This window comes from Nocardiopsis sp. NPDC055879 (genome assembly GCF_053615935.1).
Genome location: NZ_JBSHCT010000005.1, coordinates 39,480 through 59,281, shown reverse-complemented (window position 1 = coordinate 59,281; position 19,802 = coordinate 39,480). Strand labels below are relative to the sequence as shown.

Below are 19,802 nucleotides of genomic sequence, written 5' to 3'. Positions count from 1 at the left end.
CGGGGGTGACCGTCGCCGTATGGGGAAGGTGGTTGGGCGCGCACCTAGCCGACCCGCCCTTCGCTCAGTTGTGTGCGCCAGGTTCGGGTGGGGTTCCAACCCAGTTCGGTGCGGGCCCGCCGGTTGGAGAAGACCGCGCGGCCATCGGCCAGGGCGGCGCTGTGCGGTGCGGTGGTCGGGTGCAGGTGGGCCATGAGTTCGTCGACGGGGCCGGGGGCCAGGGGGTCGTCGGCAACGGCGTTGTAGACCTGGCCGTGCCGGACCCGTTCGGGGTGTTCGATGACCAGGGAGAACAGTTCGGCGGCGTCGCGCGCGTCGACGTAGTTGAACAGGGACCCGGCGGCCAGGGCCGGGTCGGCCAGGCGCTCGGCCATGGTGTGGCCCTGTTGGGTGATGGCACCGGCCCATTCCTCGGGGGCCACCACGTAGCCGGGCCGTAGCGCGGAGAGCACGCAGGTGTCGGTGGTGCGGGCCAGGGCCTGGACGGTCTGTTCGATGATCTGTTTGCTCAGCCCGTAGGCGTGCCAGGGTTCGACGGGGTGGTCCTCGTCCAGGGGCAGGTAGCGCGGAGTCCAGGTGGGGGTGTTGTAGCCGTAGACGGTGGGGCTGGAGGCCGCCACCGCCGAGTGGGCGCCGTGTTCGATGGCCGAGGCCAGCACCGCCCAGGCCAGGCCGGTGTTGACCTGCAGGGTTCGCACGTCGGGGTGGGCGAAGGGGACGGCGATCCCGGCCAGGTGGATCACGGCCTGGGGTGCGGCGTGGGTGAAGGCGTCCTCGCGCGCGGTGGCGTCGAGCAGGTCGGCGGTGATCGCGTCGACCCCCTGTGGTGGGGTGGCCGGGGTGGTGTCGACCGAGGTGACCTGGTGTCCGCGTTCGGCCAGGGTCGACAGCACGCTACGGCCGAGCCTTCCCGAACCTCCGGTGACGAGCACGCGCATGGCGGGGTTTCCTTTCCGGGCCCCGAGCGGGTTCGGGGCGTGTTGAGAACGAGGGCGGGGCCACGCCGCGGAGGGGACGGCGCGGCCCCTGGTGGGTCGGGTCCGTGTGAGGGGCGGTGGCCCGGCCCGGGAGGGTGCGGGTCAGGGTTGGTCGGCCAAGGCCTTGGCCAGGGCGGGAAGGTCGTGGGGGTGGCCGTCGGCGATGGCCACCCGCAGGCCGCGTCCCAGGTGGGCTCCGTCCGGTAGGGGGAGCCGTTCGTCCCAGGCCAGGGCCGGTCCCGTTCCGGGGTAATCGTCCGCGCGCAGGAACCACGGTTCCGGGTGCGGGCCGACCTGGTGCAGCAGCAGGGTCCATCGGGCGCCTTGGTCGGTGGCTCCGGTCATGGCGAGCCAGGGCACGCGCGCACCGTGCAGGTCCGCCTCGCCGGTCAGGCCGTCGGGGCCGGTGACCGCGGGTGGGCGCGGGCCCAGGGGGGCACGCCAGAACAGGCCGCCGTAGCCGGCGCCGGGGCGGCCGTTGGTGGCGGGGCTGCCGATGCTCAGCCCTCGTCCCGAGGTGTTGCGCAGGACCGTACGCACGTGCAGTGCCCAGGTGTGTTCGTCCAGGGGTAGCGCGCGCAGGGTGCGTTCCTCGGCGATCAGCTCCCGGCCCTGTGGGTCGGTCCAGGACAGCAGTTCGGTGTGGCGATCGGGTGCCTGTTCCAGGGTGCGTACGTGCCGTTGGCGTCCGTGGTTGTCCAGCAGTACCGAACCGCGGTCGGGGGTGAAGGTGCGCCCGCCCCAGAAGCTGGTGCCGTCCACGTCGGGTACGGCCAGGCCGAACCCCAGGTGGTGGATGTGGTCCTGGGGTCGTAGTTCGGTGACGGTGGTGCCGGCCAGGGTGGTCACCGGGTGCAGGAACGGTCGTGGTGAGAGCACCGGGTCCACGTCGGTGCCGTCGCGGTGTACGGCCACGGTGGTGCCGTTCAGGGACAGGTTCACGGTCGGGCCTCCAACGGGTGCGCGGTGGGTTCGGGCATGGCCCAGGCGGCTCCGAGTTCGGTGAAGCCGCTCATGTGTTGGGCGCTTCGGTGGACCAGGGCGTCGATGCCGTGAACGATGCGATGGGTGACGCCTGCTTCGCGCCACACGTCCTGGTGGCGGGTGGGGATGGGGCGGGGGGCGGAGGCGGTGCGCACCGCCTCCAGCACGTGGGTGAACCCCAGGGTGGCGGTGGGGGGAACCAGCAGAGGTGTTCCCTCGCGCAGGTGGGCGATGAGGTTCTCCATCAGGCCGGTGCGCGGGTGGGTGGTGGTGTGCGGGTCCTGTCCGGGCAGGTGCACCGTGACCCGGTCCAGGGTGTATTCGAAGGTGATGTGCCCGTGTTCGCCGTGCAGGTGGAGTGTGGGGGGCAGACTGCGCGGCGAGCACAGGGTCACGGCCAGACAGACCGGGGTGCCCTGGTGGGTACGCAGCCGCAGGCAGGAGGTGTCGTCGGCCTCGATGGGGTGGGCGTGGAAGAGCTCGGGGACGATCTCGTTCGGGACGTGGTCGCCGCCGTCGGCCAGGGCCAGGGCGGTGGCGACCATGTGCGCGAAGGGGTTGGTCAGTGCCCCGTCGATCACGTCGTGTCCGGCCATGCGGCGGCGGCCGGCCCAGGGGGCGCGGTCGTAGTAGGCCGAGGTGCGTTTCCAGGTGCCCGCGCCCCCGATGCCGCGCAGCCGGCCCACGACGCCTTGGGCCAGTAGTCCACGGACGTGGTCGATGGCGGTCGATCCCAGGCTCTGGAAGCCCACCTGGCAGACCATGCCGGAGGCGGTGACGGCGTCGGTGAGTTCGTGGAGTTCGGCCAGGGTCGCGGTGGTGGGCTTCTCCAACAGCAGGTGGGAGCCGTGGGCGAGCACGGTGCGGGCCAGGGGCAGGTGGGTGTGGATGGGGGTGACCAGGACGGTGATTCGGGCTCCGGTCTCCTCCAAGGCCCGGGACAGGTCGTCGAAGTGGGGCAGGGGGCCCTGCCCCTCCAGGTCGTCGTCGGGGGCCGGCGGGCGGGGGTCGCACACACCGACCAGGCGCACCAGCCCCTGTTCGACCATGGGGCGCAGTGCGCGCAGGTGGGAGCGCCCGTGCCCGTGCAGGCCCACCAGGAGCACGGGCACGGGCCCCTCGGGCAGTGGGCGGGCGCTCACCGGTCCTCCCGCGCCAGTAGTTCGGCCACGCGCACGGGGCGCCCCGAGGCGATGGAGGCGTTGGCGCACAGTCCGGTGATCAGGGCGTTGCCGCCGTCGGCGTGATCGGGACGGACACCGTCGTCGACCCGGCCGAACAGGGCGGTGAGCATGGCGACGTCACCGCCGCCGTGTCCGCCCCCGCCCACGGTCACGGGGATCTCCTCGGGTTCTTGCCAGTGACGGCGCAGCCACAGCCGGGCGACGCTGTTCTCCTTGGGGGCGGGCATGCCGCGGACGGGGTGTTGCTCGTCCTGTTCGGGCGAGGTGTGCGCGAACTCGGTCATGTCCAGCTCCAGGCGCCCCTTGCTGCCGGTGATGGAGATCCGGTAGCCCTCCCAGGGCGCGTAGGCCACCAGGTGGTAGCTGAGCCGTACCCCGCTGTCGTAGCGCACCAGCACCGACATGTCGTCCTCGATGGTGATGCCCTCACCGAAGACGTTGAGGTCGCGCCGGTAGCCGTCCTCGTGTTCGGCCTCCAGGTACAGGGCCGTCAGGTCGGGGCTGTCGGCCATGTGCAGGGCGAAGGGGTCCTGAGCGGCCTGGGGTGAGGAGTGCCCGCGCGCGTAGTCACCGGCCACACCGTGGCGGTGGCCGTTCTCGGCGCCGTAGAAGAACAACCGGCCCGAGGCGTAGACCTCCTCGGGGCGAGCACCGATCCACCAGTTGACCAGGTCGAAGTGGTGACTGGCCTTGTGTACCAGCAGACCACCGGAGTTGGCCTTGTCGCGGTGCCAGCGGCGGAAGTAGTCGGCTCCGTGGCGCAGGTCGAGCAGCCACTCGAAGTGCACCGAACCGACCTCGCCGATGACGCCGGAGGCGATGAGTTCGCGCAGCTTGAGGTGGACGGGGTTGTAGCGGTAGTTGAACCCGACGGTGACGCGACGGCCGGTACGGGCCTGGGCCGCGTTGATGCGCTTGAGCCCGTCCAGGTCCGCGGTGAGGGGTTTTTCGGTGATGGCGTCGACGCCGGCCTCCAGGGCGGCCACGACGTAGTCGGCGTGGGTGTGGTCGACCGTGCACACGATGACCTCGTCCACCTTCTGCTCGTGGAGCATGCTGCCGAAGGACTCGGCCGCATAGGTGGGGACGGGGTCCAGCCCCGCCTCGGTGACGATCCGGTTGTGCACGGCCATGCGAGTGGCGTTGGTGTCGCACAGGGCCACCAGGAGGCCCAGGTCCCGATGGGTGTCGGTGAGGGCGCGGGTGTACATGCGCGCCCTGGACCCGGTGCCGACGATGGCGAACCTGCGTGGAGAGGTGTCGTTCACGCCGCCAGGGTAAACGCTTTCCAGAGTGAAACTCAATGTTCGCCCATGGTTTTCCCTTGGGCGCGAAGGCGGGAAAAGCGGCTCGGACCGGCCGGAACGCGGGTTCCGGAGTTGTTTTTTCGGCTTCGCGAGGCCGCCGGGGGCGAAGATAACGATCCGGAGAGGGGGTTTCCCGTGGGGCGATCGTCTGTTGACACCCATCTGGCCCGGTGCTAGAAACTGAACATCTTAAACTATGGATAGCGCTTACCAGGCCATAACCTGCGAGTTCGCCACGTGTTCTCGGCCACGTCAGCGAAGACGGCCCCACGTCCTCCGCATCCGCCCTGACCAGATTGGTGGTCCCCCGACCATGAGCCCCCTCAGTCGCCGCCTGTGCCCGGCACGGTCTCAGGTGTGCCCCGGGAGTGGTGCGCCGTGAGCGCACTGCTCCAGCGAAGCCCCAAGAAGGTCGATCCCGCCCCGTCCAAGGCCCGCGTCGCCAAGGGGTCCGCGGGACGCGGCACCGGCCGGCGCCGCCAAGAGAACCTGGCCGCCTACGCCTTCCTGGCGCCCTGGTTCCTGGGCCTGATCGTCATCACCGCGGGCCCATTGCTGGCCTCGTTGTACTTCTCCTTCACCGACTACAACCTCATCGGTGACCACCAGTGGGTGGGACTGGAGAACTACGAACGCATGCTGAGCGACGATCGTCTGTTCAGCGCGCTCCGGGTCACCTTCGTGTACGTGTTCGTGTCGGTCCCGCTCCAGTTGGCGTTGGCGCTGGCGCTGGCGATGGTCCTGGACCGAGGGGTGCGCGGCCTGCCCCTGTACCGTTCGGTGTACTACCTGCCCTCGCTGCTGGGCGGCAGCGTGGCCGTCGCCATCCTGTGGCGGCAGGTCTTCGGCGCCGAGGGGTTGGTCAACCAGGTCCTGGCCTTCTTCGGGGTGCAGGGGTACGGCTGGGTGTCCCACCCCGACTACGCCCTGGGCACGCTCATCGTGCTCAACGTGTGGACCTTCGGCGCCCCCATGGTCATCTTCCTGGCCGGGCTGCGCCAAGTCCCCCGCATGTACTACGAGGCCGCCGCCGTGGACGGGGCCGGTCCCCTCCATCGGTTCTGGAACATCACCGTTCCGATGCTCACGCCCATCATCTTCTTCAACCTGGTGCTGCAGATCATCAACGCCTTCCAGACCTTCACCCAGGCGTTCATCGTCAGTGGCGGCACGGGCGGCCCCTCGGACTCCACCCTCTTCTACACGCTCTACCTGTACCAACGCGGTTTCGGGTCGTTCGACATGGGCTACGCCTCGGCGATGGCCTGGCTGCTCCTGATGATCATCGGGGGGTTCACGGCCGTGAACTTCCTGGCCTCCAAGTACTGGGTTTTCTATGGCGACTGAGACCAAGGCACCGGCTCCCACCCCCACTCGGACCCGGTCCGCGCGCACACGACGACTGCTCACCCACATCGGCTTGATCGGCTTCGGCCTGATCATGCTCTACCCGCTGTTGTGGATGCTCTCCAGCTCCTTCAAGCCCACCGCGGAGATCTTCCGCGAACCCGGGCTCATCCCTTGGAGCTTCACCCCGAGCAACTACACCGAGGGTTGGGGCGCCCTGCAGTTCCCCTTCCACCACTACCTGCTCAACTCCGCGATGGTGGTGGCCGGCTCCATCATCGGCAACCTCATCGGGTGCTCCATGGCGGCCTACGCCTTCGCCCGCCTGGAGTTTCGGGGCAAGCGCCTGTTCTTCGCGATCATGCTGGCCACGATCATGTTGCCCATCCACGTGGTGATCGTGCCGCAGTACATCCTGTTCGCGCAGCTGGACTGGATCAACACCTTCTACCCGCTGATCGTTCCCAAGCTGCTGGCCACCGACGCCTTCTTCATCTTCTTGATGGTCCAGTTCATCCGCGGGCTGCCCCGTGACCTGGACGAGGCGGCGCGTATCGACGGATGCGGGCACGTGCGGATCTTCTGTCAGATCATCCTGCCGCTGTCGTTGCCGGCTCTGGCCACCACCGCGATCTTCACCTTCATCTGGACCTGGAACGACTTCTTCAGTCAGCTGATCTTCCTGACCAGTCCCGACATGTACACCGTTCCGGTGGCGCTGCGCACCTTCGTCGACTCCAGCTCCCAGACCTCCTGGGGGCCGCTGTTCGCGATGTCGGTGGTGGCCCTGGGGCCGGTGTTCGGTTTCTTCCTCGCGGGTCAGCGTTACCTCGTCAAGGGCATCGCCACCACCGGCATCAAGTAGAGCCGCACCACAGAAGGGATCCCCCCCGTGCCGCCCCTCACCCGCGTCCGTTCCACACGACGACACCCGCGTCCGAGCATGGTCGCCGCGGCCACCGGTGCCTTGGTCCTGGCCCTGGCCTCCTGTTCCGGATCCGGCGACTCCGGGGACGTTGTGGAGTTGCGGTTCTCCTGGTGGGGGTCGGACGAGAGGCACGCCAACCTGCAGGAGGTCATCGAGGTCTTCGAGGCCGACAACCCCGATGTGCGGATCAGCCCCGACTACACCGACTGGGACGCCTACTGGGACCGGTTGGCCACCGGCGTCGCCGCCAACGACGCCCCCGACGTGATCATGCAGGACGAGTCCTACCTGAGCGAGTACGCGGAGCGGGGCGCCATGGCCGATCTGAGCACCTTGGAGGGGTTGGATCTGTCGGGCCTGGACCCGTTGGTGGCCCAGAGCGGGGTGGTGGACGGGGCGGTCTACGCCGCTCCCACCGGCGTCAACGCCTCGGCGATGCTCGCCGATCCGGAGGCCTTCGCCGAGGCCGGGGTGGAGATGCCCGACGACACCACGTGGACCTGGGACGACTACGTGGAGATCTCCATCGAGATCAGTGCGGCCACCGACGGTGAGATCGTGGGAACCCAGGGCTTGACCAACGAGAACGCCTTCCACATCTTCGTCCGCCAGCACGGGGAGAACCTCTTCGACGAGGACGGTGAGGTCGCCTTCTCCGAACAGACCCTGCGGGCCTGGTACGAGCTCACCGATCGGCTCTTGGAGGGCGGTGGGCAACCGGACGCCTCCCAGAGCGTGGAGATCGCCGCCGGTGGCCCCGACCAGTCGGTGCTGGCCACCAACACAGGTGCCACCGCGCACTTTTGGAGCAACCAGCTGGGCGCCATCGTCCAGGCCTCCGGGCGCGACATCGAGCTGTTGCGTTTTCCCGGAGAGACCGAGAACGAGCGCACCGGCACCTACTTCAAGCCCGCCATGTACTACGCGGTCTCGGCCGGGACCGACCACCCGCAGGAGTCGGCCCGGTTCGTCGACTTCCTGCTCAACAGTGATGCGGCGGGCGAGATCGTACTGGCCGACCTGGGGCTGCCGGCCAACACCGAGGTGCGTGAGCACATCATGTCCGACCTACCCGAGGCCGAGACCCGGGGTGCCGACTTCCTCGCCGACATCGAGGACGAGGTCGTCGATGGCAACCCGCCCCCGCCTGTGGGCTCGGGCGAGATCGTCGACATCAACCGGCGCGCCTACCAGGAATTCAGCTTCGGCAATCTCACCGCGAGTGAGGCGGCCGAGCAGTTCGTGTCCGAACTGCGCAGCGCGGTCGGTTCGGGCACCTGACCCGAACGACCCCCGGCGTGGCCCCGCCCGCGCAACCCTGCCCACCCGATCAACGAGACCTTGAGGACCCCCCGATGAACATCCCCTCCGGCGGCGTACGCACACGCCGCACGGCCGCTCCCCTGGCCTTGGCCGCCGCCGTCACACTGCTCGCCTCCGCCTGCGGGAGCGGCTCCTCCGCCGAGGACGGTGTGGTGGAACTGCGCTTCTCCTGGTGGGGAGCGGACGATCGACACTCGAACATGCAGCAGGTCATCGAGATCTTCGAGGCCGACAACCCCGACATCCGGATCAGCCCCGACTACACCGACTGGGGCTCGTACTGGGACCGGTTGGCCACCAGCACCGCAGCCGACGACGCCCCCGACATCATGATGCAGGAGGAGCGGTACCTGCGTGAGTACGGTGACCGGGGTGCGCTGGCCGACCTCAACGAGTTCTCCGATGAGCTGGACCTGGCCAAGATCGACCCACTGATCGCCGACAGCGGTGACCTGGACGGTCAGACCTACGGGGTGGCCTCCGGTGTGAACGTCTACGCCATCCTCGCCGACCCGGAGGCCTTCGCCGAGGCCGGGGTGGAGATGCCCGACGACACCACGTGGACCTGGGACGACTACGTCGAGATCGCCACGCAGATCACCGAGGCCACCGACGGCGAGGTCGTTGGGACCCAGAGCATGTCCTACAACGAGAGCGGTTTCCAGATCTTCGCCCGTCAGCACGGGGAGAACCTCTACGGCGAGGACGGTGAGCTCGCGTTCTCCTCCGAGACCCTCGCCGAGTGGTTCCAGATCACCGAGGACCTGCTGGAGAGCGGCGGGCAGCCGGGCGCCTCTCAGAGCGTGGAGATCGAGGCGGGTGGCCCCGACCAGTCGGTGCTGGCCACCAACACCGGCGCGATGGCGCACTTTTGGAGCAACCAGCTGGGCGGGCTGACCGCGTCCTCCGACCGTGACCTCGAACTGCTGCGCTACCCGGGTGAGAGCGATGGCGAGCGTACCGGCATGTACTTCAAGCCGGCGATGTTCTACTCGGTCTCGGCCGGGAGCGAGCACCCGCAGGAGGCGGCCCGGTTCGTCGACTTCATGATCAACGACAACCAGGCGGCCGAGCTGATCCTGGCCGACCTGGGGCTGCCCGCCAACATCGACGTGCGGGCGCACATCCTGAGCTCGCTGCCCGAGGCGGACGAGCGCAGCGCTATCTTCCTGACGGACGTGGAGGGCGACATCGTCGACGGCAACCCGCCGCCGCCGATCGGCGCCGGTGAGGTCGTGGAGATCACCAAGCGGGTGTCCGATGAGCTGGCCTTCGGCAACCTCACGCCCGAGGACGCGGCGGAGCAGTTCATCACCGAGGTGGAGTCCGCCACCGGTTCCTCCTGAGGTGGTACTCGATCCGCATGACGTGGGCCGGGCCCGGTGGGAGCGTTCCCCCGGGTCTGGCCCCTCTCCTTTGTCGGAGCGCACATGAAGGTGCCCCGCTCCCCTTGGGTGGGAGCGGGGCACGGTGTCGGTCGGTGGCGGTTACTTGGGGAATCGCAGGGTGGCCCCGGCCTCGCCGCTGGGTTCGCCCTCCTCCAGCAGCTCACTGAACCGGGCGTCCGACATCACCGCCGAGCGCAGCATCAGGGCGCTGGCCGGCGCCTGGAAACCGGAGTTCGGATCGTCCAGGCCCCGGGGTGAGGTGTCCACCAGGATCGGGGAGGTGGTCGAGCCCCACAGGTGTGGTTCGTCCTCCCTGTCGGCTCCCAGTAGCAGGGTGTCCACCCGGCCCTCCGACAGCATCGGCAGGGTGGGGGTGGTGCCGCGAACCGCCTGGTCGTGGGCGAGTTTGCGGTGGTAGTCGTCGATGGTCTGTTCCTGTTCCTGCTGCACCAGTTCGCGCAGGCATTCCTCAGCGCTCTCCTGCAGGCGCTCCTCCGCGTCGATTCCTCCGCGGCCACCGGCCACCACCCTGATGGGGATGGTGAGTTGCCGCGGGCCGAGGTTGTCGCGCAGGTAGGCGATGGCCTCGTCGTCTCCGCCCACGATGATGGCCTGGGCCCCGACCTTGGCCACGGCCTTGCGGACCAGTTCGGCGACCCCTACGGCGTTCTCACGCCAGATGTCCTGAGCGGTGCCGGTGTCGGCTCGGCGTCCACCCGCGTCCCCGCGCTGACCGGGGAAGATCCGGGTGGCCCCGTCGATGTTCTGCATGTTCTCGCCGACGTTCTCGGATTCGAGGACGGGCCCTTCGGTGGGATGGCCGGCGTAGGCGTACACCTTGGCCTTGACCCGGTCCAGGGCCACCAGGACGTAGGGCCGCCGGCGGCCGCGGTCGATGGCCAGTGGAAGGGCGTCGGGGACCGGAAGGAACGAGGCGCGGTCCTGCCCGGGTGGCGAGGTCAGCGTGTACTCGCCCAAGAGTCGTCCTTGGGAGGCGTAGGCCGCCTGGCCGTGGTCGCCGTAGGCGCGGGAGTTTCCCTCCCCGATGGCCTCTTCCAGGACGTCGAGGGTGGCCTCGTCGGTGCCCAGCGCCGCCAGTTCCTCGCGTAGGTGGCGCCAGCGCAGATCGATCTTCTTGTCGGCGTCGGTGGTGTCCCGGCTGGTGTCCAGGTGCACCGATGCCACGGGGCCGTCGCTCTCGTACAGAGGTCGCAGAAAACCAAGATCCATCAAGTTCGCGGGACGCGTGTACCCCCGCCCCGCCCACCTCCTTCTCGGGGTCGGCCTGTCGACGATCCTGAAGGTCCATGGTGGTTTCCGAAAGGGCGCCACGTCGAATCAGACACGGAAGTTGCCCGGAGATTTCCAGTCTTTTCCTGTTCGTCCTAAGTCAGGCCGGTTCGACTTCGTCCAGCGCTCGGTCGATCACTCCCCGTGTGAGCCTCAGAATGGCGACCACGGCCAGGATCAGACCGATCGTTCCCGCCACCAGGTAGGGGACTGCCAGGGCCCATTCGCGACCCAACGTCCCTTCCAGGGCGGAGGCGAGTGCGCCGCCCAGGGCCATGCCGATCGAGAGCATCCCCCACGACAGGGTCCGGTGGGCGCTGAAGGCCCGTGAACGCAGCCGGTCGGGGGTCAGACGTTGGAAGAGGCTGATCAGCGTGATGTTCCACCAAGTGGCGGCGAACCCGGTGAACAGGTAGCAGAGCACGAACATCGGAACGTCGCGCGTGAGCCCCACGGTCAGAGCGGTCGTGCCCAGGATCACCAGGACCACGGCCAGGGCGGTGGCCGGGTGTACCCGGTGGGAGAAGGAGGGCACCACCAGTGCGCCCAGGACGGCGCCCACCGCGGTCACGGTCATCAACAACCCGTAGCCCTGGGGCCCCACCCCCAGCACGTCCTGGGCGAAGAGCACCAGGACCGCCGCCATCATCGCCGCGGCCAGGTTGGAGGCCCCACTGACCAGGGCTGTCAAGCGCAGCACCGGGTGGTGCCACAACCACGACAGTCCTTCGCCCAGCATGACGCGAATTCCGGGGCGTCGCCGTCCGTCCGTCGCCGGGCGGTGATCGCCGCTCAGACCCAGCAGACAGACCAGGGCCGACAGGATGAGCGCGGCCTGCGCGCCGAAGGCCCAGGCGGTGGAAGCGGCCAGCAGCATGCCGGCGATCGGGGCGCCCAGGAACTTGTTGAGCACCCGCTCCACTCCCTGCAGGTGGCCGTTGGCCCGCTCCAACCGTTGATGGGGGACCAGGGTGGGCACCATGGCCTGCGCGGTGTTGTCGAAGAACACTTCGCAGGTACCCACCAGCAGCGCGACGCCGACCAGCAACGGGATCGAGCCCGCACCCAGGGCGATCGTGGTGGTCAGTCCCACCAGCAGTACCGTCTTGACGCCCGCCGCGGCCACCATCAGTCGGCGGCGGTCGACCCGGTCGCCCACCACCCCGGCGATCAGGGCGAACAACAGCCAGGGCAGGCGGGTGGCGGCACCCACCAGCGCCACCTGGAAGGGGTCGTCGGTGAGGGTGGCGGCGTACCAGGGCAGCGCCACCACCGCGATCCCATCGCCCAGGTTGCCCAGGCCCATGGCGCCCAGGAGCATGCCGAATCGGCGGCCCAGGGGTTGGCGGGGGGAATGTTCGGCACCGGTTCGGATCGGCTTTTCGGTCATGGAGTCCTTCGATGAGGGGGTCGCCGATCAGACTGGCACAGGGTCGGTGGGCCGGACAGGTCCTTTTCCCGTGGGCGGAAACGGCGGTGCGGAGCGTGCCTCGACCCGATCGAAGCCGCACCGCAACTGTCGGGTCGGAGTGGGTGGGGCGTCCGTAACTTGGGGGTGCGAGCAAGGGAGGAACCGATGCTGGACCGGTTGAACGAGGCGCTGGAGCGGGTCGAAAGAGACCTGGGCGAGCCCGTGGACGTGGCCGCGATGGCGCGTTCGGTGTTCGTCTCCGAGCAGCACTTCCGACGGATGTTCTCGGCGCTGTCGGGGATGCCGATCTCGGAGTACGTGCGCCGGCGACGCCTGACCCTGGCCGGGGCCGAGGTGATCCAGGGCAGGGACACCTTGCTCGACATCGCGGTGCGTTACGGCTACGGCTCGGCCGAGGCGTTCGGTCGGGCGTTCCGGTCCGTGCACGGGGTCGGCCCTGGCGAGGTTCGCCGCGGCGGCGCCGTGCTCGGCTCCCAATCGCGATTGACCTTCCACCTGACCATCGAAGGGAACACCATCATGCGCTATCGGATCGTCGACAAGGACGCGTTCGCCGTCACCGGACCAAGGGCACGGGTACCGCTGGTCTCCGAGGGGCCCAACGAGGCCATGATCGAGTTCGTCAAGGGCATCGACGAGGCCACCCACGAGAGGATCGAGGAACTGTCCGACCAGGAACCGAGCGGGACGCTGGGTGTGACCCACGCTCTGGAGCCGGGTCGTGGGGAGGGAAGCGCCATCGACTACTACCAGGGAGCCGCCACCTTCGCCACGGAGGTTCCCGAGGGGATGGAGTCACTGCGGGTGCCGGCGGGCACCTGGGTGGTCTTCCCCTTCGAGCGGTACACCTTCCCCGAGCAGATCCAGCGGATCTGGTTGTACGCCTTCTCCGAGTGGTTCCCCTCCAACCCCGCCTACCAGCACGGGCAGGGGCCGGACATGCTGAAGCTGGACTACGACGAGCAGGAGGAGGGCCTGGTCTCCGGGGAGCTGTGGATGCCGGTGGAGAAGGTCTGATCCGGGCGTGTACATGTGTGCGCCCGCTCTGGGGTGGTCTTCCGTCCGGGGTGGTCGGGGACGCGCTCAGCCGACCCCGGAGGGGCGAGGGCGCAGGCGGTTCTGTTCGAGGAAGCGCCGCAGTACCTCGTTGAAGCGGCCGGCGCGCTCCAGGTTGGGAAGGTGACCGGCCCCTTCGATGATCTCCATGATCGAGTCCGGGACGCGCACGTGCATGAGTTCGGCGCCCTTGGGCGGGGTGAATCCGTCGTGTTGGCCCACCACGAGCAGGGTGGGGGCGGAGATGTGCCTGAGCAGCGGGGTGTGGTCGGGGCGCCGGGCCCGACCCAGTTGGGCGGCGGCCACGCCCTCGGGAGGTGCGGCGCACATCATGTCGCGCACGTGGTCGGCGACCGCGGGCAGGTCACGGACGTTGTCGGCGGTCATCATGCCCACGAGCATGTCGTCGGCGTAGCCGCGCATGCCCTCCTCGCGCAGCCGTGCGGCCAGCCGCTCACGGGCCAGGCGGCCCTGTTCGGTCTCGGGCAGGGGGTTGGTGGCCACCAGGGTCAGGGAGTCGACCCGGTCGGGGAAGAGGCGGCACATCTCCAAGGCGACCTGGCCGCCCATGGACACACCCACGACGTTGACCACGTCCAACCCCAGGTGGTCGAGCAGCGCGGCCATGTCCCGCGCGAAGACGTCCAGGGGGGTGACCCCCGGCACGACCGTGGAGCTGCCGTAGCCACGCAGGTCGGGAACGATGGTTCGATAACCACGTCCGGCCAGCGCTCGGACCTGGGGTTCCCACATCGTCCGATCGAAGGGGTGCCCGTGCAGGAACAGCACGGGGCATCCCGCCCCACGATCGGTGTAACCGACGCTGATTCCGCGCACGGACGCGGTGTCCAGGTCGTCCTGGTTCGCGGTGTTCGTCATCTGGTGAGCCACAACAATCGATGTTATTCATCGGGTCAAGGGGAGCAATAGGGTGCACCTTGAAAAACGGCGGGCCGTAGGTGGTCCCTCGACACCTACGGCCCGTGCACCACGGCCCGCCGTCCTCGGGCATGGTGCGGCACGGTGGGCCTTGCCACTCGTACCGGTGACCGGAGCGCGAACGCCCCGGCACCTGGGGAGACGCTCGTCGGAGCGTTCGAGTTCGGACGGAAGTCCCAAGGAACGGGAAAATCTGTACAGAACTTCGTAGGATCGGCTTTCAGTCGTCTCGACGGGCCAGGAGCAGGGCGGCGAGCAGGTGGGGCACGGCGAAAAGGGCGAAGGCCGCGCCGTGACCCATGGCGGTGAACACCCCCGCGTACACCAGGAACGTGGTGATGCCGAGGGTCTCGGTGCCAAGGTCCGCCAACGAGGTGACCGTGGCTCGGCCGGGGCCGGTGATGCTCTCTTGTAGACGGGCATCGGCCACCACCATCATCGCCTGGCACACCCCGAATCCGAAACCGAGCAGCGCCCAACCCGCCGGGCCGGTGAACAGGGCTCCGGCCGCGATGGCCACCGAGGCCAGGGTCATCAGCGCGGCCAGAGCCCGGCCGGGGAGTCGGGAGAGCGGGCCGGCGGAGAGACCTCCCAGGGTCACCCCGACCCACACCACCAGCACCACCAACGGCACCGATTGCGCGGGGACCCCCGCGTCACGGGCCAGCAGTGGAACGTACTCCTCCAAAGCCCCCCAAAAGGCGCTGACCAGCACCACCAACAGCAATGCCGGACGCACCCCAGGGTTGTGGCGTACCTCGGCCAGGCCTGAGCGCAGGGTCTGGAGGTAGCCCGGTTCGTCGCCGGGGTCGCGCTCACGCACGCGATGTTCGGGCAGGGCCAAAGCGCACACCGAACACAGCAGACAGGCGGCCACGCTGGCCAGGCCGATGACCATGTAGCCGCCATGGGTCATGGCGGGAACGGCCACCAGGGTGGCCACGCCCACCGCGGCCACACCCAGGGCCCGGGTCAGGCCCATCACGCGGGGATAGGCGTCGGTCCCCCCGCGGTGGTCGAGTTCGGTGTACACCAGTGCCTCGAAGGCGCCGGAGGACAAGGCTCCGGCCGCGCCCCAGAGCACGAACCCCAGGGCGAACGCCCACGGGGAGGGTAGGAGCAACCACAGCGCGAACGCGGATCCGGTCAGAAGCGGGGCGGTCGCCAGCAGGTGGCGGCGCGGCACCAGATCGGCCAGGGCACCGGCCGGCACGGTCAACAGCACCGAGGTCAGGGACCACAGCACGAACAGCGCGCTGATGTGGGTGACCGTCAGGCCGTTCTCGGCGAACAGCAGGGCGTAGAGCGGGTAGAGGAGGATGAACTCCTCGAAGAAGGCGTAGCCGTAGACCGGCCAGGTCAGCCGGATCAGACGCGTGCGGGGCACACGTGGGTTCACGGTGGTCATGGAGGCCTTTTCCGTCGAACGGGTCGGGGACACCGGATGCGTTCGGTGCGTCCGGCGGTCCTCGGACGTTCGCCGCGGATCGACCTCTGGCTATGACTTAACATCGCTTGCGCATGTCACCAGGCTAGAACAGTGGATCGGTTCGGCGCGAGTGGATTCTCGACCCGTGGGCCAAGGCCCTTGCGACGTCAGCGGCCGGTGGGCAGGTCCGGGTGCGGCCCCAGACGTGGCACCGGAGGCAGGGGCGCTCGCCCGGGTCGGGCCTCGAAGGCCTGGATCAGGTAGGTGCTCAGCCGGCGAGAGGCGGCCATGGCCTGGGCTTCGGTGGCGGCCGTGATCCCCCTGTTGGCCATCATGACCAGGGTGAGGTCGTCCCGGACGAAGTCGGGGCGCAGCCGCCCGGCGTCCTTGGCCCGGCGGGCGAGTTCGGCGAAGCCGTTCTCGGCGCGGATCCGCTCGGCCTCGAAGAGCGCCGGGTCGGGCAGGACCTCCAGGAAGATCGCGCTCAAGCCGCGGTCCGTGGCCTGCATGACGCATGTCTTCTCGATCACGGTGGTGAAGCCCCGCCAGGGATCGGGGTCGGCCAAGGCGTCGTCGATCACCGCCACGCATTCGGCGACCTGGTCGCGGGAGACCTCGGCGAGCAGTTCCGACTTGGTGGGGAAGTGCCGGTAGAGCGTGGCGACGCCGACCCCGGCCCGGCGGGCGATGGCGGTCATGGACGCTTCCATGCCCTGCTCGGCGAAGATCGTGTGCGCGCTGTCCAGGACACGGCGGCGGTTGTGCAGCGCGTCGGTACGAGGTTTCCGAGAGGATCCGGTCGTCATGTCTCCCACTTTAGCGTTAACCGGAGGGCCTACTCCATTTCGGTCGTTACCTTTGACGACGGCGGTGCGAGCCGCCCGCCGCAAGAGGAAACGGGGACGATCTTGGAACGCATGCGCATGGCCCGCTACGACCGTTACGGCCCTCCGGAGGTGCTGTACGTGACCACCGTGCCACGGCCCGAACCGTCCCCGCACCAGGTCCTGGTGCGGGTGCGTGCGACGAGTGTCAACGGTGGTGAGCTGCGCATGCGATCGGGTGAGCTCGCCCTCCTGGGCGGTCGACGGTTCCCCAAGACCCTCGGGATCGACTTCGTCGGCGAGGTCGTCGCCAGGGGCGCGAAGATCTCCACCGTGACCGTGGGGGAACGGGTGTGGGGTGCCCTGCCGCGCCTGGCCACCGAGTCCAACGCCGAGTACGTGGTGGTCGATCCGGGCCGACTCTCCCCCGCCCCGGCCGATCTGGATCCGGTCGAGGCGGTCACCCTGCTCGCGGGTGGCACCACCGGCATTACCGCGCTACGCGACCACGCGCGCCTACGCGCGAATGAGCGTGTGCTGGTGCGCGGCGCCGCGGGAGGGGTCGGGAGCGTGGTGGTGCAGTTGGCCAAGGCCCGGGGCGCGCACGTCACGGCCCTGGCTCGGGAGGCCAACCTGGACTTCGTGCGTGGACTGGGCGCCGACGTCGCCTTGGACCATCATGCGCACGGCCCCGCCGACCTGGGCTCCTTCGACGTGATCATCGACTGTGTGGGCACCGACGTGCCCGCCTACCGGGCCCTGCTCGCTCCGCGTGGGCGGATGGTGGCCATCGTTTTCGGTGCGGTGCGCGACCTGGGCCACATCGTGGGTTCGATCGTGTACGGGCGTGGGAGGGTGCGCTTCTTCAGCGGCAACCCCAAGCGGCCGTTGCTGAGCGAACTCGCGGGCTTGGTCGAGGGAGGACGGGTGCGTCCGGTGGTGGACACCGTGTACGAACTCGACGACGTCGCCGCCGCCCATCGGGCGTTGGAGGCCGGGGGCGTGCGGGGCAAGCACGTCATCCGCGTCGACTGACCCGGCTCAGTCGGAGGCGTGTTCGGCCCAGTCCTCGGTGTGGCGGTGGGCGCCCAACCCCACGGCGGTGAACTCGTCCCGGTCGTGGGGGCCCACGATCACGCCCAATCGGCGCAGAGTGCGGGAGAGCAGGAATCCGTCGGCGGGAGCCGGTTCGTCCGCGCCCACGCGCAACGGTCCCAGGGTGAGCTCGCCGTGCTCCCACACGGCGGCCGCCTGGGTCATGGCTCCGCCGAAGGAGTCGATCTCCACATAGGCGAGGGGCCCGCCACGCGACCACTCGGTCGCCCATCGTGACAGCCACGCGGGCAACAGGTGGAACTCGCGAAAGGGACGCTCGCCCAAAGGCCCGGAATCGTGTAGCGCGTCGGTCAACGGAACCAGGGCCAACCCCTGCAATAGTCCGAATCGTTGGGCTCGGGGTAGGTCGACCGTCGCCTCGCGTATCAGCGCGGCATCGGCGATGACGGCTTCGAGCGTGTATCCCACGAAAGGGCTCCCATGAGGACGAGGGGCATTGAGGATCCTGCGGACCAAGATCGTTACTTTAAGTCACATGATGAATACGGAAGGTCGCCAGATGTTCATTCTCCGGTGGTGGGAACCTTCCCGGACTCGTGGCGAGATGGTCAACGGTCCTTTTCCCCCGATGCCCCCAGGAGCCCTCGCATGCCGGATACCCCCCACTTCAGTACCCCTTCCGTTTCCTCCCCCGAACCAGGTGTGATGGCGACCCGACGGCAGGCGCTCATGGGAGCCGTCACGTTGGGTGCCGCGGCGCTGGGTACGACCCTCGGTGCGTCATCCGCGTCAGCGGCCACCTCGACCCCCCGAGGCCCCATGATCTCCGACCCCTTCACCCTGGGAGTCGCCTCCGGCGACCCCTTCCACGACAGCGTCGTCCTATGGACTCGACTGGCCCCCGACCCCCTGGCCGAGGACGGCCTGGGCGGCATGCCCGACCGTGTGGTCGAGGTCCAATGGCAGATCTCCCAGGACGAGAACTTCTCTCGTACGGTCGCCGCCGGAACGGTGGAGACCGGCCCCGATCAGGCCCACTCCGTGCACGTGGAGGCACAGGGCCTGCGTCCTCGCGCCGACTACTTCTACCGGTTCCGCGTCGGCGGTGAGATCAGCCCCGTGGGACGCACCCGCACCGCCCCGGCCCCGGGCGCTCGCCTGAACCACTTCGCGTTCGCCATCGCCAGCTGCCAGAGCTACGCACAAGGGCACTACACGGCCCAGGCCCATCTGGCCCAGGAGGACCTGGACCTGGTGGCCTTCCTCGGCGACTACATCTACGAGACCGAGGACCAGGGCGATATCGGTCGCGGCCACCTGCCCCCGGTGGAGGTGCGTTCCCTGGCCGAGTACCGTCTGCGGCACGCCCAGTACAAGACCGACCACGACCTTCAGGCCGCACACGCGGCCTTCCCCTGGGCGGTGGTCTTCGACGACCACGAACTCGAGAACAACTGGGCCGACGACACCTCCTACGGGGAGGACGTCCCGCCCGAGGAGTTCATGCGGCGCCGAGAGAACGCGCTGAAGGCCTACTATGAGCACATGCCCCTGCGCGCAGCCCAACGCCCTGCTGGACCCGACCTGCACCTGTACCGCCGGCTCGTGTTCGGAAACCTGGTCGACATGCACCTGCTGGACACCCGCCAGTACCGGGACGTGCAGGTGGCGGATGAGGAGCGCGGGGACCCCGACCGCAGCATGCTGGGCGCCGACCAGCGACGTTGGCTCTCCCAGGGGCTGGGCGATTCCACCGCCACCTGGAACGTGTTGGCCCAGCAGGTGTTCTTCTCCCAGCGCGACTTCGCCGAGGGCGCGCTCACCGACTTCAGCGACGACGCCTGGGACAATTACCGGTTCGAACGCGACGCGGTGCGCGATGAACTGGCCGAGGTGGGCAACGCCGTGGTGCTCACCGGGGACGTGCACGCCAATTACGTGGTCGACGTCAAAGCCGACTTCGACGACCCCGACTCGGCGACGGTGGCCACCGAACTGGTGGGGACGTCCTTCACCAGCGGCCGCGACGGCGTCGAACAGAACAACCCGGGTGACGCGGTCCAGCTGCGGGAGAACCCCCACATCAAGTTCATCAACCGCAAACGCGGATACGTGCGCAACACCGTCACCCCCACCGAGTGGACGGCCGACTACCGGGTGGTGGACCGGGTGAGTGAACCGGATGCCCCGATCCGTGACCGGGCACGGTTCGTCATCGAGTCCGGCGAACCCGGCGCCCACCCCCTGGCCTAGATCGCACCCGATCCGGGGTCGGGCGGGATCTTGCGTCCGACCCCGTGCGCTCCGGCGGTCTGGGCCGGGACGGCCCCGGCTCCGT

General features: G+C 68.9%; 17 protein-coding genes. 7 read left to right on the top strand and 10 right to left on the bottom strand.

The window, feature by feature from the left end:
• Positions 1-44: 44 nt before the first annotated feature.
• From ACWGKS_RS07085 to ACWGKS_RS07070, 4 genes are all read right to left on the bottom strand, one after another.
• Entirely contained in the window at positions 45-938 is an 894-nt protein-coding gene (locus ACWGKS_RS07085; protein WP_358505008.1) for an NAD-dependent epimerase/dehydratase family protein, read from the bottom strand.
• Between the two features lie 141 nt (positions 939-1,079).
• On the bottom strand, positions 1,080-1,919 hold the full coding sequence (locus tag ACWGKS_RS07080; protein WP_358505011.1) for a DUF6807 domain-containing protein: 840 nt from the start codon (positions 1,917-1,919) through the stop codon (positions 1,080-1,082).
• The gene (locus tag ACWGKS_RS07075) at positions 1,916-3,103 is read right to left on the bottom strand and encodes a Gfo/Idh/MocA family protein (protein ID WP_452455157.1); all 1,188 of its coding nucleotides are present in this window, start codon (positions 3,101-3,103) and stop codon (positions 1,916-1,918) included. Before ACWGKS_RS07075 ends, ACWGKS_RS07080 begins: the two co-directional genes overlap by 4 nt.
• Positions 3,100-4,413, bottom strand: a complete 1,314-nt coding sequence (locus ACWGKS_RS07070; RefSeq protein ID WP_358512746.1) for a Gfo/Idh/MocA family protein — start codon at positions 4,411-4,413, stop codon at positions 3,100-3,102. The genes ACWGKS_RS07075 and ACWGKS_RS07070 overlap by 4 nt, the downstream gene beginning before the upstream one ends.
• A gap of 417 nt (positions 4,414-4,830) precedes the next feature.
• Between ACWGKS_RS07070 and ACWGKS_RS07065 the strand changes: the two genes are divergently transcribed.
• From ACWGKS_RS07065 to ACWGKS_RS07050, 4 genes are all read left to right on the top strand, one after another.
• On the top strand, positions 4,831-5,799 hold the full coding sequence (locus ACWGKS_RS07065) for a carbohydrate ABC transporter permease (protein WP_358512744.1): 969 nt from the start codon (positions 4,831-4,833) through the stop codon (positions 5,797-5,799).
• A complete protein-coding gene (locus tag ACWGKS_RS07060) occupies positions 5,789-6,664 on the top strand; it encodes a carbohydrate ABC transporter permease (RefSeq protein WP_358512741.1) in 876 nt (291 codons plus the stop codon). The genes ACWGKS_RS07065 and ACWGKS_RS07060 overlap by 11 nt, the downstream gene beginning before the upstream one ends.
• 78 nt (positions 6,665-6,742) lie before the next feature.
• Positions 6,743-8,008, top strand: coding sequence for an ABC transporter substrate-binding protein (locus tag ACWGKS_RS07055; RefSeq protein WP_358512761.1), 1,266 nt, complete (start codon positions 6,743-6,745; stop codon positions 8,006-8,008).
• Between the two features lie 74 nt (positions 8,009-8,082).
• Positions 8,083-9,396, top strand: a complete 1,314-nt coding sequence (locus ACWGKS_RS07050) for an ABC transporter substrate-binding protein (RefSeq protein WP_358512738.1) — start codon at positions 8,083-8,085, stop codon at positions 9,394-9,396.
• A 141-nt stretch (positions 9,397-9,537) separates the two neighbouring features.
• On the opposite strand, the gene ACWGKS_RS07045 is transcribed toward ACWGKS_RS07050, so the two are convergent.
• On the bottom strand, positions 9,538-10,668 hold the full coding sequence (locus ACWGKS_RS07045) for a baeRF2 domain-containing protein (protein WP_358512735.1): 1,131 nt from the start codon (positions 10,666-10,668) through the stop codon (positions 9,538-9,540).
• 160 nt (positions 10,669-10,828) lie between these two features.
• Entirely contained in the window at positions 10,829-12,118 is a 1,290-nt protein-coding gene (locus ACWGKS_RS07040; protein ID WP_358512732.1) for an MFS transporter, read from the bottom strand.
• Positions 12,119-12,304: 186 nt separating this feature from the next.
• On the opposite strand from ACWGKS_RS07040, the gene ACWGKS_RS07035 reads away from it, so the two are divergent.
• Complete coding sequence (locus ACWGKS_RS07035) at positions 12,305-13,177, top strand: AraC family transcriptional regulator (protein ID WP_358512729.1); 873 nt, start codon at positions 12,305-12,307, stop codon at positions 13,175-13,177.
• Positions 13,178-13,243: 66 nt separating this feature from the next.
• Here ACWGKS_RS07035 and ACWGKS_RS07030 read toward each other — a convergent pair whose 3' ends face one another.
• The 3 genes from ACWGKS_RS07030 to ACWGKS_RS07020 form a co-directional block, all read right to left on the bottom strand.
• Complete coding sequence (locus tag ACWGKS_RS07030; protein ID WP_452455158.1) at positions 13,244-14,107, bottom strand: alpha/beta fold hydrolase; 864 nt, start codon at positions 14,105-14,107, stop codon at positions 13,244-13,246.
• Positions 14,108-14,375: 268 nt separating this feature from the next.
• Complete coding sequence (locus ACWGKS_RS07025) at positions 14,376-15,563, bottom strand: MFS transporter (protein ID WP_452455159.1); 1,188 nt, start codon at positions 15,561-15,563, stop codon at positions 14,376-14,378.
• Positions 15,564-15,751: 188 nt separating this feature from the next.
• Complete coding sequence (locus tag ACWGKS_RS07020; RefSeq protein ID WP_358512720.1) at positions 15,752-16,390, bottom strand: TetR/AcrR family transcriptional regulator; 639 nt, start codon at positions 16,388-16,390, stop codon at positions 15,752-15,754.
• 111 nt (positions 16,391-16,501) lie between these two features.
• On the opposite strand from ACWGKS_RS07020, the gene ACWGKS_RS07015 reads away from it, so the two are divergent.
• Positions 16,502-17,443, top strand: coding sequence for an NAD(P)-dependent alcohol dehydrogenase (locus tag ACWGKS_RS07015; protein WP_358512759.1), 942 nt, complete (start codon positions 16,502-16,504; stop codon positions 17,441-17,443).
• 6 nt (positions 17,444-17,449) lie between these two features.
• On the opposite strand, the gene ACWGKS_RS07010 is transcribed toward ACWGKS_RS07015, so the two are convergent.
• A complete protein-coding gene (locus ACWGKS_RS07010) occupies positions 17,450-17,932 on the bottom strand; it encodes a hypothetical protein (protein WP_358512717.1) in 483 nt (160 codons plus the stop codon).
• 180 nt (positions 17,933-18,112) lie between these two features.
• Between ACWGKS_RS07010 and ACWGKS_RS07005 the strand changes: the two genes are divergently transcribed.
• Positions 18,113-19,717 (top strand): alkaline phosphatase D family protein, encoded by a 1,605-nt coding sequence (locus ACWGKS_RS07005; protein ID WP_358512715.1) that lies wholly within the window; start codon positions 18,113-18,115, stop codon positions 19,715-19,717.
• The last annotated feature ends 85 nt before the right edge of the window (positions 19,718-19,802 follow it).